We start from the raw sequence: 16,901 nt of genomic DNA on the forward strand, positions 1-16,901 counted from the left end.
GGCTGATATGAGGTATGCTACGAATTAGACATTATATTGTGAGTTGGGTGCCGGATTGCTGGTTGTCGATGTGGTCGTGGCGGGATTGCTTGCCGACTTCCCATTCGCGGTTGGCAGAGTGGGAGGACGTGGTATCACTGGGTATGAGGCGAGAGAGGACGGTGCTTTGATGCGAGGTAAAGGCTTTGGATTGTTCCTGGGTGTAGGCTGACTGGCGGAGAGGGAGAGTGATGCTTCCGGTTGATTTGGAGGTCTGTTCCTTGATGCGATTAGTAAGCGCGGTGGCATCTTCATGGGTTATGCGTAGAATTACGAGTTGACGAAGATAACCGTTTGCAGCTTCGCTTTGCAGTTTTGCATGGCAGCGCAATTCTTCCGTTGTCATAGGGTACGTGGCCGAGAAGCCATTGGCTGATACTACGCGGATTGCTCTACCGCCATCGCGCATCTTGATAATGTTGACGCTTCCTATTCTTGAACTGATGTCGCTTACCGGATATTTCTGCAATACGGACTCAAATATCTCAGTTGAGAACATGGTGGCTGCTATCCGGATTGCCACATCCTCCCTTTCGCTTTCGGGCGAGTTGAAATACCATGCCGATTGACGTGGTGACATCTTGCGAGTATGCTCTGAGCCGTCGAACAACCGGATTGACATTGTGCCGTCCACGCCGGATTTCCGAATCTCCACAGAGAACAGGTCGCGGTAAATATCAAGCGGACTTGCCTTGCGCTCCTGCTTCTGCGCGAAGTCAATCAGCTCTGACAGCTTCATCACCTTGCTGCCGTCAAGGGCCATCTTCCGGTTATGGTCAACGATGCCGTAGCCACGGATTTCGCCATTGCGGTCCTTCTGGAAATGAATGTCTATACCGAATTTGGTTTTGAGCGTGTCAAGTAGCTCCGAAAGATGCCGCTGTTCTTCCTGCGATAGCGTCTTACCGTTCGAGCCCTTGATTTTACGGATGTCGGGGTTGACTTTCCGGCGCACATATTTTTTCTTCTGACCTTTGTGGCCCTTGACATTTTCGACATTTTGAACTTTTCCCTCCGCAATTCCGTCCTTATATTTCCTGATAATCGCACGGAGTTGTTTAGTGCGTTCTTTCCGGACATCGTTTTCTTGGGCAATGTGCTTCTCTATCTCAGATAAAGATATGGTCGCGGCCTTGACGCCACCGCGAAAGAGTACATAACCTTCATCCATACGCTCAAATTTATATCCATGCGACCGGATTATATTGGCGAACTGACCTTCGGTGAGATAGCCGTAAGAGAACATCCGCTGAATGTCTCGGTTGATGTCCGATGAAAGAATACGGTTTGCGGCGGCATTGAGTCGTGCATAGTCGTGATGATCGGGTATCGGAAAACCGTTGGGCTGTATGCGCGTGGAGAGGATATGCACATGATTATTGTCGGTGTCGTGATGGTAATATACGAAATACGGCTGTCTGCCATATCCTGCTTCCGCCATGAGTTGACGGGCAAAGTCGGTCAGCTCGTCAGCCGACATCACCTGCCCCTTTACCGAGGCGGCGATGTGGAACTGAAAGCGTGTGGTCTTTGTGTTGCCGTATGTCCTCGATCGCTCCTTGAGATATTTCTCAATCTCTCCGGCGCAGTCGAACCCGGCTTCATGCAGCAGCTCCACCTTATGGCGCATGGCAGCATCGACATTCTCCATAGCCATGAGACGGGCCACGCCCTCGGCTACCTTGCGTTCATTATATCCGGCACCGGGGAAGCCACAACCGGATACCATACCAAGTTTCTTGACTATCATAAACGCTCTTTGATTTGGTTCAGATACTCCCAAATGGCGGATAGGTCATTTCGGAAGAATACAAATGGCTGGATATCCGAGGAGGACAATCCGTAAGGCGACATCTTCATGCGCTCGTTAATCTGACGGGCGGTCTGATTGACATTAGTTCCGATTTTCTTCAACTGGCGCAGTATAGCGGTCAGCAACGCTGTTATCTCGGAATTGGCTGATAATGGCGCCGCCTCTCCGTCATATTGTAGTGCGGCGCAACGGATACAGGCACTTATGTTGCCGTTGAAATGACTGTCGGCTTTGGTGCGGATTGCGTTGGCGGTCACTTCATCCACGCGAAGCCGTATTATGATGTTCTTATTATTTGATGACATGATGTTATTATGCTTTGATGCTATGATGTTTTAATGAAATTATGCTTGAATATTCTGATGATATAAAGACTGTATGTATTGATGATTGCATATCTTGATTTCATGGTCACATGACATTTTAATCATTATAAAAGACTGCGAGTTTCGAGCGGGATTGACCCAATTCTGTGAGGTGGCAGGATTGCCGTTGTGGGAACAATCGGCATATCTTGCACAGCAAGATTTATACACCTAAGAAGTCTGACAAACATGCTCTCTGGCCTCACTCGATGGGCCTAGTGAAAAATGTCAAAGTGTCGAAAAGGTCAAGGGTCACATGACATTTTCGTATAGCGTCCGTGTTCCTCTTTTCTGAAAATGGCAGAGTTTTTCAGGAACCGTTTTACCGTGGACTCCGACATTCCGAGTGACCGTCCGAGGTCGATGGCGTCCGATGTCCGGAAGTCGTAAGGCAAAGCGTCAAGCAGTTCGGACTGTCGTTTGTCAAGATTGCCGGATAATGACACGCGTATTACACGGTTTTCCATCTCGCGGAAATACTCAACCAACCCGATAGCAGCTTCCGCGCTTCCGACATCTATCATTGACGCAGATTCTCCGGCACAAATATTCTTCATTATCCGGATTATCAGGCAAAAGCGTATGAGATAGGTTTCGAGTTTGCCGCACACGGCTTTCTCCGCTTCCGACTCGGTAGCGGAGTATATCGCATTGTTAACGCTCTCTTTCCATTCGCATAGTTTTCTATGGGCTTCAAGGGAGAAGGTCAGTTCTATTGGCTGTTCTTTTCCCTTGAAGTCAAAAGTAACGACTTTGCGTATAATCCGCTCCCATTGCTCCATGATGCCGTCCGGCATACGGTCAGAGCCCCATGTAGGCATATCGGTAATGTCGGGATAGACTTTCAGAAAGCGGGATGAAAAGCCGTTGACAACGCGCTCGCCACCGAATTGCTTTGCAAGCCGTCCCGGTTGGGTGCTTCCGATAATGGAGCAATACGGATTGGGTAGGAATATATGCTCATCAGTGGATTTTCGGATATACTTGAAAGGCGTGCCGCTGAACGCGCTGAGAAAATAGCTTTCATCCGAACTGTTGTAGCGGTTGAAGTTGGCAAACAGGCTTTCAAGTTCATCGCTGTAAAGGATTACGCCCTGCGGATTATCGCGCATGGCACCGATCAACGCCTCTATGGTCGCGTCGACAACCACATGACACCTGCGCCTCGGTCGCTCCATCTCCTCCGGCAAAGACAGTGCCGCGCGCTCTTTCGGAGATTTGGCCCCCATTGCTTGTAGGCTTTGAGTTTGGCGCAATATTCCCGGTCATACTCATGGTCGAGGTTGAGCAGAGGCGAAAGAGCGAGCCTGAGCGGTGGTGTCTTGCCGCAACTCGGATAACCGACAAGTGCCACATACATAATCGGTCGCTCAACCCATGTTGCCGAGAAGCGCACAGTCCAACGGTTACCCATTGCAGCAGCGAAAGTAGTGAACATGGACGCAGATATGAAATTGACGTTAAAATGCTCATACTCAACCAACGCTTTCACGATATTGCGGATAGCCGAAGGAAACACGCTTAGAGGGAAAGAGGGCACAACCTTTTGCGGCTTATGTTGAGGCTCTATCGGATCATCCTCATGCAACCCACAAGCCGGACGCAGTGGCATCCGTCTGTATCTTGCTGAATTATTGTAATTCATTTTGTATGGTATTGATGATGTATCAGCAGTCTGGAGTATCCCACTGAAAGAGGTGGGATAACTCCGACTTTGTGCTGATAGATAGATTGGGTTATCTCTTTCTTGGCATCGGCTTTTGAGATGCAAGTTGCAGGGCGAGGTCAGTGTCAATGACAATTTTCCTACCAACCTGTGTGATGGCTTTGTCTATGCGTCCGCTTTTCTTTATGCGGATGGCCGTAGGTTTGCTGCATGAGAATATCTCGCATATTCCGGCGATACCATAGACATAGTGCTTGGTTGCAGCATGTTCATTTGCCGGAGATTGGTTTGTGTTTGTGTCGGCAGATTGTCGTGAGAGGAACAACAGCTCTTCCCCCGTCATCTGCCACACAGGTTTTGAGAGTAATGACTGTAACTCCATGTGTGTAAAATGTTATTGGGGTGATAGGGCGGTAAAGGCAACGTGTTACACTAAAGACAATGTAGGGCGATAAAGGCAATCGGGAGTATGGCCATACTCTATGATGTCATGGATTGACACCGCAAAATTAAGTATGGGTTCACAAATTAAAAGAAATTCCGAACACTTTTCTTCGTTTTACCGCGTGATTTTAGGATTGACTAAGATTGGTGTAAAATGCCATCTCTGAATTTCAACCACTTACATAAATACAATACTTCTATAAGGACAAATATGGCATGGTTATCTTATTCTCACGAATGGTACATTAGGATTGCTTGATAAATCTATGGATAGAGCAGCCAACAGACAGTAAACATAACCACAATGATTGTCCGATTAATCTAATGAACATAAAAGAAACCGCGTCCCTCATGCTTGATTCTTTATGATACCAATGGTTTTGTATGTGGCTCAGTTCGCCTTTGATATTGTATGTATTTTTGTATGGAATGAAAATAATAACCGCCGCAACTTCTTGAGTTGCAGCGGTTATTGTGCTTTGTTTAGTGGAGTATAGCGGACTCGAACCGCTCACCTCGACACTGCCAGTGTCGCGCTCTAGCCAGATGAGCTAATACCCCTTATTGCTCGGCAAAGGTAATGCAAAAATATCAGTTACGCAAGTGTTGGCGCGAAAAAAAATAACAGTCATTATAACGAGAAACTGAAAAAGCGGCGCGGTCATCCCAAGAATAATGAATCAGGCAGTCGCACGACAAATTTTGAGAGGGCAAAAATTTGGGTGACGAAGTTAAAAGTCGTAAATTTGCAGCCAAGACCAAGTAATCTCGGAAAATAATATATGAAAAAGGTTTTGCTACTCGGTTCCGGAGCCCTTAAGATAGGGCAAGCGGGCGAATTTGACTACTCGGGTTCGCAGGCCCTGAAGGCATTGCGCGAAGAGGGTATCTCAACAGTTCTCATCAACCCCAACATCGCTACTATCCAGACTTCGGAAGGCGTAGCCGACCGGGTTTATTTCCTTCCCATTACTCCATATTTTGTCGAGGAGGTTATAAAGAAGGAGCGTCCCGACGGCATTCTCCTTGCATTCGGCGGACAGACCGCGCTCAACTGCGGCACGGAGCTCTACCTCAACGGCACGCTCGACCGCTACGGAGTGAAAGTGCTCGGTACCTCGGTAGAGGCAATCATGATAACCGAGGACCGCGACCTCTTTGTAAAGAAGCTCAATGAAATCGAAGTCAAGACTCCCGTATCACAGGCTGTAGAAACCATCGGCGACGCCATCGAGGTAGCCCACCGCATAGGCTTCCCGGTTATGGTGCGCTCGGGATACGCTCTCGGAGGCCTCGGTTCAGGCATCTGCTACAACGACGAGGAGTTCCGCACTCACTGCGAAAGTGCCCTCGCCTACTCCAAGCAGATTCTCGTCGAGGAGTCGCTCAAGGGATGGAAGGAGATTGAATTTGAGGTGATACGCGACGCCAACGACCACTGCTTCACCGTGGTGCCGATGGAAAACTTCGACCCGCTGGGCATCCACACCGGCGAATCAATCGTTGTCGCTCCCATTGTGTCGCTCACTCCCGACCAGATCAAGATGCTTGAGGACATCGCCACCCGCGTTGTGCGTCACATAGGCATCGTGGGCGAGTGCAACATCCAGTATGCATTCAACGCCGAAACCAACGATTACCGCATCATCGAGATAAACGCCCGCCTGAGCCGCTCGTCGGCGCTTGCATCGAAAGCATCGGGCTATCCCCTTGCATTCGTAGCCGCAAAGCTTGCTCTCGGATATACTCTCGACCAGATTGGCGAGATGGGCACCCCCAACTCAGCCTACGTGGCTCCCAAGGTCGACTACATGATCGTGAAGATACCCCGCTGGGACTTGACAAAATTTGTAGGCGTCGACCGCGAAATCGGTTCGTCGATGAAGTCGGTAGGCGAAATCATGTCGATAGGCAAGTCATTTGAGGAGATCATGCAGAAGGGTCTTCGCATGATCGGCCAGGGCATGCACGGATTTGTAGGCAACAACGACATCCACTTCGACGACCTTGACAATGCGCTGACACACCCCACCGACCTTCGTGTATTCGCCATAGCACAGGCTCTCGAAGAGGGCTATACAATCGACCGCATCGAAGAGCTGACCAAGATCGACAAGTGGTTTATCGAGCGGTTAAACAACATCGTCACCTATGCAGCCAAGCTGAAAGAGTATGACAAAATCGAGGATCTGCCGCGCGAAGTGCTCCACGAAGCCAAGCGTCTTGGATTCTCCGACTTCCAGATAGCCCGCCTTGTGGAGAACCCCGAAGGCACCATGGAGAGCGAAGTGCTGCGTGTGCGCGCTCACCGCAAGTCGCTTGAAGTGCTTCCCAAGGTGCGTCGCATCAACACCGTCGCATCAGAATACCCCGACCTCACCAACTACCTATATGTCACCTATGGTGCCGATGAGAACTCAATACGTTACGACCTTAACGCCGGCAACAACATCGTGGTGCTCGGCTCGGGTGCCTACCGCATCGGTAGCTCGGTAGAGTTTGACTGGTGCTCGGTAAATGCAGCCAGCACCTGCCGCAAGCTCGGCTACAAGTCGATAATGATCAACTACAACCCCGAAACCGTGTCGACCGACTACGACATGTGCGACCGCCTCTACTTCGATGAGCTCAGCTTTGAGCGCGTCATGGACATCATCGACCTCGAGGCACCCCGCGGAGTCATCGTGAGCGTGGGCGGACAGATACCCAACAACCTTGCGATGAAGCTCTATCGCCGTCACGTGCCCGTGCTCGGCACATCGCCCATATCGATTGACCGCGCCGAAAACCGCCATAAGTTCTCGGCCATGCTCGATCAGCTCGGCATCGACCAGCCGCGTTGGAAGGAGCTCACCACCACCGAGGACATCGACAGCTTTGTCGAGGAGGTAGGATTCCCGGTTCTCATCCGTCCAAGCTACGTGCTGTCAGGCGCAGCCATGAACGTGTGCTACGACTACGAGCAGATGCACCGCTTCCTCGGACAGGCCGCCAAGGTTTCTAAAGAGTACCCTGTAGTCGTTTCCGAATTCCTCCAGAACGCCAAGGAGATCGAGTTTGACGCCGTTGCACGTAACGGCGAGATCGTTGAATACGCCATCTCGGAGCACATCGAGTTTGCCGGAGTTCACTCGGGCGACGCCACACTCGTGTTCCCCGCTCAGAAGATATACCTCGCCACCGCACGACGCATCAAGCGCATCAGCGCACAGATAGCCCGCGAGCTCAACATTTCGGGTCCGTTCAACATCCAGTACCTGGCCAAGGACAACGATGTAAAGGTAATCGAGTGCAATCTCCGCGCTTCGCGTTCGTTCCCCTTCGTCAGCAAGGTGCTCAAGCAGAATTTCATCGAAACCGCAACACGCATCATGCTCGGCGAGAAGATTGAGCCCATAAATTCATCGACATTCGACATTGACTACATCGGCATCAAGGCTTCGCAATTCTCATTTGCCCGTCTTCACAAGGCCGACCCGGTTCTGGGCGTCGACATGTCGTCGACCGGCGAAGTAGGCTGCCTCGGCAAGGACTTTGACGAAGCGTTGCTCAACGCCATGATTTCAGTTGGCCACCACGTACCCAACGGTGCCGTCCTCGTAAGCTCGGGCGATGTACGCGGCAAGGTTGACATGCTCGACGCATGCCGCCTGCTCGACGAAAACGGCTACAAGATATATGCCACCGAAGGCACCGCACGCTTCCTCAACAACAACGGCATCGAGGCACAGGCTGTGTGCTGGCCCGACGAGGAGGGCGAAAACGTGCTCGACCTCATAGCCGGACACGGTGTCGACCTTATCATCAACATTCCCAAGAACCACACCAAGCGTGAGCTCACCAACGGCTACCGCATACGCCGCTGGGCCATCGACCACAACATCCCGCTGCTCACCAACGCCCGACTTGCAAGCGCCTACGTAAAGGCCTTCATCAACAAGCCGGTCGACAAGCTCGGCATCACATCATGGCAGGAGTATTGATGACACTCTCACCAAGTTAGAGTTATTCATGTTTAATTTTTGCGAAACGCTCCGTGATGCAGCCATCGACAATGCATCACGGAGCGTTTTGTAATGTAAGAGCCGGTTCGACAATAAATGTTAACGGCAGGGCGGTCAATTGTTGAGTGATTTTTCTTTAGCTCTTGAGGAAGCGATGGGGCTCCATCGTGACCGAAAGAGCTAAAGAAAAGCGCCAACGAGTGGCCGAGGCGAAGGTAACTTTCGTCCCATCAAATATCTGGGCAGCATCTTCCACTGACATCCGGTGTAAACCAGATATGCAATAGCCGTGAACATCTTATAGAGGTCTGTCCGTTCCTTTCCATGGAAGCCTGACAAAAACTTACGGATGCGCTTCCGCCGGCAATGCTTAAACTTTATTTTCATGGAGCCAATGATTTATGTTACTGAGATATAACACAAATCAAACCTTTTCCCCTTTTGTTTGAACCGAAATTACCATCGCCTCGCATATTGCGGGCGCTTTTCGGACTGTTTGTCAGTCGTGTACATCCGGTACACTCCTTCCTCGCAGACCAAAAATCGCTCCGCACTATGCGACCCTTCCGTTAACATTTATTGTCGAACCGGCTCTAAAGCCGGCATTATCCGGTCATATTGCCTCTTTTGCGAGAACCAAAATGCACCGGTGAGCATTTTTTTAGTCATAGCAGCATAAAAATGTCAAAAATTCTGGCTAAGTTTGTATGTTAATATAACGTAGTAATATCGTGGCGCCAATGAATAAAGTAAAACCAAAGAAGGCCTTGGGTCAGCACTTCCTGACCGATGAAACGATTGCCGCTCGCATAGCCGCGACACTTGACGACTACAAGGGAATGCCCGTGCTTGAAGTGGGCCCCGGAATGGGTGTCCTCACCAAGTATCTTCTGGACTACGGACACGATGTGACCGTGGTTGAAATCGACGAAGAGAGCGTCGACTACCTGAATCAGAATTTTCCATCGCTTCACGGTCGCATACTTGGCGACGATTTCCTGAAGATGGACCTTGCCAAGGTGATGGGCGACCGGCAATTCTGCGTCATAGGCAACTACCCCTACAACATATCATCGCAGATATTTTTCAAGGTCCTCGACTACAAGGATCTCATACCCTGCTGCTCGGGGATGTTGCAGAAGGAGGTCGCCGAGCGACTCGCCGCCGCTCCCGGCTCCAAAGTCTACGGCATATTGAGCGTACTGCTTCAGGCATGGTACGATATCGAGTATCTGTTTACTGTCAATGAAAATGTGTTCAATCCTCCGCCCAAGGTGAAGTCGGGCGTCATCAGGATGAAGCGCAACGATGTCACGCAGCTCGGCTGTGACGAGAGGCTGTTCCGCACTATCGTCAAGACAACCTTCGGACAGCGTCGCAAGACACTGCGCAACTCCATACGCGGACTTTTGCCGCCCGGATGCGTGCTGCCCGACCTGCCGGTGTGGGGACAGCGACCCGAGCAACTGAGCGTGCAGGAATTTATCAATCTCACCAATGTCGTCACGGCTATTCGCGGTGGCGTTGAAAAATAAACGATGAAAGAGTTTAACCCCGAATATCTTGACCGCCTGAAGTACATCATTAGCGAGCACGACGAGGCGGAGGCTCGAAAGGAGTTGGCCGATCTGCATCCGGCCGACATTGCCGAGCTATATCAGGACCTCGATCTCGAGGAGGCTGAATTCCTTTACAGACTCCTTGATGATGAAACCAAGGCCGATGTGCTCATGGAGCTTGACGAGGACGACCGTCACAAGCTGTTGAGCGCAATGCCAGCCGAGGACATTGCCCGACAGGTTATCGACCACCTCGACACCGACGACGCCGTCGACATTATCCAGGAGCTCGACGAGGAGGACCGTGACGAAATTTTGTCACACATCGACGATGTGGAACAGGCCGGCGACATCATCGACCTCTTGAAATATGACGAGGACACGGCCGGTGGTCTTATGGGCACCGAGATGATTGTCGTGAACGAGAACTGGAGTATGCCGCAATGCGTGCAGGAGATGCGCAAGCAGGCCGAAGATCTCGATGAAATCTACTACGTGTATGTGGTCGACAACGACTACAAGCTGCGCGGTGTGTTCCCGCTGAAAAAGATGATAACCCACCCGTCGGTGTCCAAGATAAAACACGTTATGGAAACCGACCCCGTATCGGTGAAGACCGACACGCCCATCGACGACCTTACGCTCGACTTCGAGAAGTACAACCTTGTGGCAATGCCCGTGGTCGACTCCATAGGGCGACTCGTGGGGCAGATTACAGTCGACGACGTCATGGACGAAGCGCGTGAACAGAGCGAACGTGACTACCAGTTGGCATCAGGTCTTTCGGGCGATGTGGAGAGCGACGACACGCTTTTCCATCAGACACGCGCCCGACTCCCCTGGCTGCTGATAGGAATGCTCGGCGGAATCGGAAACTCACTTATCCTCGGACATTTCGAGAGCGGATTTGCCGTCAACCCCGCCATGGCACTGTTCATACCCCTCATCGGTGGCACCGGAGGAAACGTGGGTATACAGTCGTCGGCAATCATTGTCCAGGGACTTGCCAACGGATCGCTCGACATAAAGAGCTCGACCAAGCAGCTCTTTAAGGAACTCGGAGTGGGATTGCTCAACGGATGCATCATCTCGCTGCTGGTGTTTATCTACAATGTGTTTACGCTCGGCCCCTCGCAGGTCACCACAGTTGCAGTGTCGCTGTCGCTCTTTGCAGTGGTGGTGTTTGCATCGATTTTCGGCACATTCGTCCCGTTGACGCTTGAACGGTTCAAGATCGACCCGGCGCTTGCCACAGGGCCCTTCATATCGATTACCAACGACATTATCGGTATGGTCATCTATATGTCGATAAGCTCGGCACTGCTTGCGGCATTCGGGACCGCCGTTTAATCCTTTTTGGCTCGATTTTTGTTATTAACTTATAGTACAATAAGTATATCACACAATAAAAACTGAATAAATTATGGAAAAGATTGAACCCGGCAAATATGTCGAGATGGTATATGACCTCTATGTTGTGGAGCCCGATGGCGAGAAGCTTGTTCATCAGGTTGATGCCGAAGCTCCCGAGAAGATAATATTCGGCGTTACTCGCGGCGTCATTGTTCCGCTTGAAAAGGCCATCGAAGGCTTGACAACAGGCGACGCATTTGATGTCAAGGTGTCGGCAGCCGAAGGCTTCGGAGCTCATGACCCCGAGCAGGTGGCTCACCTTGAGAAGGAGCTGTTTGAGGTCGACGGAAAGTTTGACTCCGAACTTGTAAAGGTAGGCGCCACAGTACCTATGATGACAGCCGACGGATATCGCATCGACGGCAAGGTGATTGAAATCACCGACAAGGAGGTGGTAATGGACTTCAATCATCCTCTTGCAGGCAAGGACACCCGCTTTGTGGGCAAGATCGGCGTAGTACGCGAAGCAACTCCCGAGGAGCTGCAGCCGGCTCACGGTTGTGGTGGATGCGGATGCGGCGACCACAGTTGTGGTGACGGATGCGGTGATGGTTGCGGCGACCACGGTTGTGGCGACGGATGCTGCAAGTAAGCTCCCTGTAATTGGTTTTCAATCCATCGAAACATGGTTCTGATCAATTGCCACAGCTTCTATGGATTATCTTGAGATAGTAGGCACAGCAATAGGCGTTGCCTACCTATATCTGGAATATAAAGCAAGTATATGGCTATGGATAGCCGGCATAATCATGCCGGCTGTCTATCTTGTTGTCTACTACCGAGCCGGCCTTTACGCCGACTTCGGCATAAACGTGTACTATCTTTTAGCTTCGTTCTACGGACTGGCGTGCTGGCTTAAAAGCTCTCCCGCCACCGATAAGGACAAGGAGCCGGAACTTCCCGTAAGGCGCACCCCGGTTCATCTCTATCCGAGGCTGGCGGTTGTATTCTTGGTGCTCTTTGTGGCTATAGCCATGATTCTGATAGAATTTACCGACAGCAATGTGCCCTGGGCCGACAGTTTCACCACTGCGCTGAGCATCGTCGCTATGTGGATGCTTGCCAAGAAGTATGCCGAGCAGTGGCTCGTGTGGATATTGATCGACATAGTGAGCAGCGGCCTATACGTGTATAAAAGCCTCTATTTCACAGCCGCACTGTATGCGGTATATGCTGTCATCGCAATATTCGGTTATAGAAAATGGTTACAACTTGCAAAAACGAATCAATGCTGTCAGTCAATGACTTCAAGCCCGAAGCCGTAATTGTAGGAGCCGGTGAGTTCCCGAGCCATCCCATACCTCTTAAATGGCTTGAGGGATGCCAACGGGTCGTGTGCTGCGACGGAGCGGCCGACCGCTATCTGGAAACCGGCATGCCTATATGGCGCATCGTAGGCGACTGCGACTCTTTGTCGCCCGAAAACAGCCTGCGCTATGCCCCGATTATAAGACGGTTTGCCGACCAGGAAACCAACGACCAGACCAAGGCCGCCCTATATCTGCACGGAAAAGGCTACAACCACATTGCCATCATAGCCGCCACAGGCATGAGGGAGGATCACACACTCGGCAACATCAGCCTGCTCATCGACTACATGAGGCAGGGCATCGACGCGCGCATCTATACCGACTATGGCGTATTCATCCCCGTGTCCGGGAACGCCTCATTCCGGTGTCCCGCAGGCACGCGAGTGTCAATATTCAGCTTTGGAGCTACAAAGTTCCGCGCCGAAGGATTACGCTATCCCCTCCACGACTTTACAAGCTGGTGGCAGGGCACACTCAACGACACAGTCAACGACGACTTCTCAATAGAAGCCGACGGCGACTATCTCGTATTCATAAACTACGAAAAATAATCACTCTGCACTAATCAACATTGATGACAAGCTCGATGCTTGATTCATCGTAGGTCTTGGGTATCACATAAGCCACGGCCATGTCGGTAACAGCTGTAGTGATATCTTTTCTTACAAGTATATTAAGAATGTACCGCCCGTCGCTGTAACTCAATCCGTAGTTTAGTTTTTTGATACCATAGTATATTGTCGATTTCACTATCAGCAGTGTGTGCTTGTTGAAGTCCACCTTGGTTGGATTTGCCGCCTCCCCCACTATCCGGGTCAACTCCGCCTGGTCGTTGACCAAGACAGGCTCGTCGATCGGGCAGTTCAGCTCCGAAGCACTTACCGGCAACTTATATTCATGCCATGTAAATTCTTCCTCATCGTCGGAGCACGACATTGTGACAAATGCCGTCATCACACACAAAAGCACAATCAGATACTTTAGTTTCATATCAATTCTATCCTATTTAATCTTCTGAATAAAACTTGACATTATTATCTATAGCCTCTATCCGTTCTTTTGCTACCGCGCTGTCAACCTGTTGGTACAATTGCTTTGCTATTGCATAGCTGCGCACTAAATCATCGGTACCTGAATAGAACGCATCGCCCCATGATTGAAGTGACTCGTTATTGGATATCTCCGACACAAGCTTTAGATTTGTAGTAAAAGCCGATTCAATAGATAACGCTACCGAAACTACCGATAATAACACTGCTTGCAAATTCAAATCATCCTCATGCTCCGCAATGTCCAACAATTGCACTTGGTCAAGAATTGTCACACCTGAAAATTTGTCAGGATATTTAGCTTTTATTCTGAGCCACAATAATGCTGCTTCTTCGGCCAATCTCCGTCCCATGCCCATACTGCAGTAAGGGAATACATCCTCATCATCATTGATCACCCTGTCGCATCGTATACCCAATGCCTTAGCCGCATCAACCCCGCCAATCCAGTCGGCGGTCAAGCTATAAAGCTCTTTCGGCAGATATTTACATTCGACATATTCGGGCGCAATTCCATTAAGCATAGGCAAAGAGTCGGTTCGGCGACGACACACATCATAGAAGTCCCGCAAATAAGAGTCCACCTCTTCCTCGTCGTAAATCTCCAAAGGAATCATCAGCCTTACATACTCGTCAAGGCGTGAAAAATCAATATTATCTTCAATCTCCTTGATTCGTTCCTTACGTTCATTATCAGCTATTTCCAATTTTTCGGGAGCTGACTCGTTTTTACGCTTTTGGGCAATTCCGTACCAATATACGGCTGCCGGCAGGTTGTCTATGCCTTTATCTTTTTCTTCAAAGTATATTTCCCCGAGATTATAGGGAGATATTTTGTCATTGCGGAGCGAAGCCTTTTTATACCACTTTATAGCCTCGGGAATGTCTATCGTTGTTCCTATTCCCATTTGATGGAAAACTCCCATATCGATTAAGTTCTGTACTGAGTTTACCGATTCAACAGCTTTATTCAAATATTTAAATGCCTCTATCTGGTTGGGCGACGTACTTAAATCTCCACTCAGATTCATAAGCATTAACGAGCTGTAATAAGGCTCGTATGCCTCTTTTAATCCTGCTTCGGCGGCACGTTTCAAGTAAACGTTGGCCTCTTCAAGAATCTTTTCATCGTCATCATCGTCAACATTATATTGGCTCTTTATAAACTTACCGTATTCCAAATCGGCAACCGGTCCTGCACCTCCGTCAATCGCCTGTTTATAGTACTCTTTAGCTTTTTCAAGCTTTATGGGAACTCCGACACCGTTGGCATAGAGATACCCGAGTCTTATGGCTGCCTCTATTTTACCGGCATTCAATGCCTTTTCAAGATATTTACGACCGGCAATTTCATCGGAAAACGGCAGTTCGATATCCGTAAGAATGACTCCATACTTTAACATTGCCACGGCATCTTCATTCTCGGCAGCACGTTTAAGGTATTTCATCGCTCTTTTATCATCTTTTTGAGCCCAACTGTATTCCTGGAAATTACTGCAATCTTTTAGGATAATGTAATCCTCCAGCTCTTTGGTACGGAATATTTCATATAACCCTAACAACGATTCTTTTCTGCCAACACCTCCCAAATTGGCGGCTTCTTCAAAATATTTTATACAAGCTTCATTTTTGCCCTCAGGTGAGTTTGAGTCACGACACATTACGCCGAGCATATAAAAACAATTGGATTGAAACATTGCCGCTCCACGCTTAAACCAATCCCATGCAAGTTTATCATCCTCATCTACACCTTCGCCATTATAATACATGACCCCAATGAAATAGCAAGAAAATCCATCACCCGCACCGGCTGCTTTGCGGAACCATTTCAATGCATTTGAATAATTCTGGGCTACACCGGTACCAAAATAATAACATAATGCAATGGCCGACAAGCATGACGGCTCTTCATATTCGGCTCCTTTCATCAGCCACTCGATACCTTTTTGAGGATCTTTTGTTTTAAATGTATTTGGCTCATACATATATAGGTTGGACATATCAGCGTATGCTTCCATATATCCCAATGATATTGCTTTGTTATAACATTCAACAGCCTTATCCATATCTTGAGGTATATCATTTCCTTCCCAATACATTTGCCCCATAACCGAGTATGCCTCAGGGATATTGGCTTCAACAGCCTTTTTAAGCAATTCTATTCCCTTCAACGGATTCGGCCTTGCCGACCATCCAAATAATGTTTCCTTTGCAAGATAAAGAATTGCCCTATTATTTCCCGCCTTTATCGATCTCTTCAACAGCGATAGATAAGTGGGGAGATCCTTCTCCACTCCAATGCCTATAGCATAGCATTTGCACAAGGAGTATATGCCGAATGAATCATTCTTTTCCGATGACTCTTTAGCATATCTATACGACTTTTCGTTGTCAACGTGCTTATTCTTATAATAACACGACATAATGAATGCCGCGTATGAATTACCATTATCGGCCTGCTTTTCAACGCAGTCAAACTCCGCATCGGGAATGCTCCATATTCGAGAACGGTAATCGACTATTCCGGCAACCAATTCCCGCGAATCCTTGTAGTCGTTCAATGCGGGTTCCAGAAGATCGGAAAATGCTGAAGGTAAATCGAATTCCAAAAGAGCGCTCTTGCCGAATTTATAGGACGATTCATATTTCGACTCATCAGCATTTTTTGGCAAACTCTTATCGATGGACGGTTTTGCATTGTCGCTCTCCCGGACTTTATCGACATTCCTGGCCTCCGGCCTCTCTTTCAGCTTTTTACCAAGTTGTTGCGACAGTTTCTTGCCAAGTTCAACGATTTTATCCTCATTGAATGGCACAGCGTCAATGCGGTTGAACCTCACCAATCGATAAGCCAGTTTATAATCCGACTTGAACGTGCCAATCTTAAACGACACTATGGTCTTTTCAAAGTCAATGGCCAGCGCTATCTCATTGGCGGTATTCTCCGATTGATTTGAATTTTCCGACCATACAAACAGCACTATCTGACATTCAAACAAAGCTTTTGCAATGACTTCAGCAAAGTCATCGCCTAAATCGATTGCCGAGCGGTCGATAAAGCTCGTTATGCCGTATTTATCCAACTCCTGCTCTATGCGGTCTACAATTTCGGAATCCTTGCGCGAATAGCTTATGAATACATCACTCATAATGATTGGCCTATGTGAGAAAAGTTTATAAAGGCTGCAAAATGCAGCTGAAATATTTCAGTAAAAAGCATCAAAGTCCTGCCGACAACC

Annotated in this window: 11 protein-coding genes, 1 tRNA gene and 1 pseudogene; 6 read left to right on the forward strand and 7 right to left on the reverse strand. The window is 49.1% G+C overall.

From position 1 onward, the window contains the following. Positions 1-31 precede the first annotated feature (31 nt). The 5 genes and pseudogenes from E7746_RS12315 to E7746_RS12340 form a co-directional block, all read right to left on the reverse strand. Entirely contained in the window at positions 32-1,789 is a 1,758-nt protein-coding gene (locus E7746_RS12315) for a relaxase/mobilization nuclease domain-containing protein (RefSeq protein ID WP_136410994.1), read from the reverse strand. Further along, complete coding sequence (gene mobC, locus E7746_RS12320) at positions 1,786-2,157, reverse strand: plasmid mobilization relaxosome protein MobC (protein ID WP_136410995.1); 372 nt, start codon at positions 2,155-2,157, stop codon at positions 1,786-1,788. The genes E7746_RS12315 and mobC overlap by 4 nt, the downstream gene beginning before the upstream one ends. Before the next feature lie 305 nt (positions 2,158-2,462). Next, a pseudogene (locus E7746_RS12325) lies at positions 2,463-3,862 on the reverse strand (DUF3987 domain-containing protein). A gap of 91 nt (positions 3,863-3,953) precedes the next feature. After that, positions 3,954-4,265, reverse strand: a complete 312-nt coding sequence (locus tag E7746_RS12335; protein ID WP_136410998.1) for a DUF3853 family protein — start codon at positions 4,263-4,265, stop codon at positions 3,954-3,956. A 549-nt stretch (positions 4,266-4,814) separates the two neighbouring features. Beyond that, positions 4,815-4,888 (reverse strand) — tRNA-Ala (locus E7746_RS12340). A 221-nt stretch (positions 4,889-5,109) separates the two neighbouring features. On the opposite strand from E7746_RS12340, the gene carB reads away from it, so the two are divergent. The 6 genes from carB to E7746_RS12375 all read left to right on the forward strand — a co-directional run bounded on the left by carB (position 5,110) and on the right by E7746_RS12375 (position 13,164). Continuing rightward, positions 5,110-8,310 (forward strand): carbamoyl-phosphate synthase (glutamine-hydrolyzing) large subunit, encoded by a 3,201-nt coding sequence (gene carB / locus E7746_RS12345; protein ID WP_135946875.1) that lies wholly within the window; start codon positions 5,110-5,112, stop codon positions 8,308-8,310. A 761-nt stretch (positions 8,311-9,071) separates the two neighbouring features. Then, positions 9,072-9,866 (forward strand): 16S rRNA (adenine(1518)-N(6)/adenine(1519)-N(6))-dimethyltransferase RsmA, encoded by a 795-nt coding sequence (rsmA, locus tag E7746_RS12355; RefSeq protein ID WP_136410999.1) that lies wholly within the window; start codon positions 9,072-9,074, stop codon positions 9,864-9,866. 3 nt (positions 9,867-9,869) lie between these two features. Next, positions 9,870-11,240, forward strand: coding sequence for a magnesium transporter (gene mgtE / locus E7746_RS12360; RefSeq protein ID WP_135946878.1), 1,371 nt, complete (start codon positions 9,870-9,872; stop codon positions 11,238-11,240). 73 nt (positions 11,241-11,313) lie between these two features. Then, positions 11,314-11,895 carry an FKBP-type peptidyl-prolyl cis-trans isomerase gene (locus E7746_RS12365; protein ID WP_136411000.1) on the forward strand — a complete coding sequence of 194 codons (582 nt, stop codon included), beginning with the start codon at positions 11,314-11,316 and terminating at the stop codon, positions 11,893-11,895. Between the two features lie 61 nt (positions 11,896-11,956). Next, positions 11,957-12,568, forward strand: coding sequence for a nicotinamide riboside transporter PnuC (gene pnuC / locus E7746_RS12370; RefSeq protein WP_136411001.1), 612 nt, complete (start codon positions 11,957-11,959; stop codon positions 12,566-12,568). Continuing rightward, the gene (locus tag E7746_RS12375) at positions 12,532-13,164 is read left to right on the forward strand and encodes a thiamine diphosphokinase (protein WP_136411002.1); all 633 of its coding nucleotides are present in this window, start codon (positions 12,532-12,534) and stop codon (positions 13,162-13,164) included. The genes pnuC and E7746_RS12375 overlap by 37 nt, the downstream gene beginning before the upstream one ends. A gap of 10 nt (positions 13,165-13,174) precedes the next feature. On the opposite strand, the gene E7746_RS12380 is transcribed toward E7746_RS12375, so the two are convergent. Next, entirely contained in the window at positions 13,175-13,603 is a 429-nt protein-coding gene (locus E7746_RS12380; RefSeq protein WP_136411003.1) for a hypothetical protein, read from the reverse strand. Between the two features lie 16 nt (positions 13,604-13,619). Further along, positions 13,620-16,811, reverse strand: a complete 3,192-nt coding sequence (locus E7746_RS12385; protein ID WP_136411004.1) for a toll/interleukin-1 receptor domain-containing protein — start codon at positions 16,809-16,811, stop codon at positions 13,620-13,622. Positions 16,812-16,901 lie beyond the last annotated feature (90 nt).

It is taken from the genome of Muribaculum gordoncarteri, from assembly GCF_004803695.1.
In the GTDB taxonomy this organism is placed as follows: domain Bacteria; phylum Bacteroidota; class Bacteroidia; order Bacteroidales; family Muribaculaceae; genus Muribaculum; species Muribaculum gordoncarteri.

Bases quoted from the DNA above. Each gene is read 5' to 3' on its own strand.
- E7746_RS12315 (WP_136410994.1), bottom strand. From the start codon at position 1,789: ATGATAGTCAAGAAACTTGGTATGGTATCCGGTTGTGGCTTCCCCGGT.
- mobC (WP_136410995.1), bottom strand. From the start codon at position 2,157: ATGTCATCAAATAATAAGAACATCATAATACGGCTTCGCGTGGATGAA.
- E7746_RS12335 (WP_136410998.1), bottom strand. From the start codon at position 4,265: ATGGAGTTACAGTCATTACTCTCAAAACCTGTGTGGCAGATGACGGGG.
- carB (WP_135946875.1), top strand. From the start codon at position 5,110: ATGAAAAAGGTTTTGCTACTCGGTTCCGGAGCCCTTAAGATAGGGCAA.
- rsmA (WP_136410999.1), top strand. From the start codon at position 9,072: ATGAATAAAGTAAAACCAAAGAAGGCCTTGGGTCAGCACTTCCTGACC.
- mgtE (WP_135946878.1), top strand. From the start codon at position 9,870: ATGAAAGAGTTTAACCCCGAATATCTTGACCGCCTGAAGTACATCATT.
- E7746_RS12365 (WP_136411000.1), top strand. From the start codon at position 11,314: ATGGAAAAGATTGAACCCGGCAAATATGTCGAGATGGTATATGACCTC.
- pnuC (WP_136411001.1), top strand. From the start codon at position 11,957: ATGGATTATCTTGAGATAGTAGGCACAGCAATAGGCGTTGCCTACCTA.
- E7746_RS12375 (WP_136411002.1), top strand. From the start codon at position 12,532: ATGCTGTCAGTCAATGACTTCAAGCCCGAAGCCGTAATTGTAGGAGCC.
- E7746_RS12380 (WP_136411003.1), bottom strand. From the start codon at position 13,603: ATGAAACTAAAGTATCTGATTGTGCTTTTGTGTGTGATGACGGCATTT.
- E7746_RS12385 (WP_136411004.1), bottom strand. From the start codon at position 16,811: ATGAGTGATGTATTCATAAGCTATTCGCGCAAGGATTCCGAAATTGTA.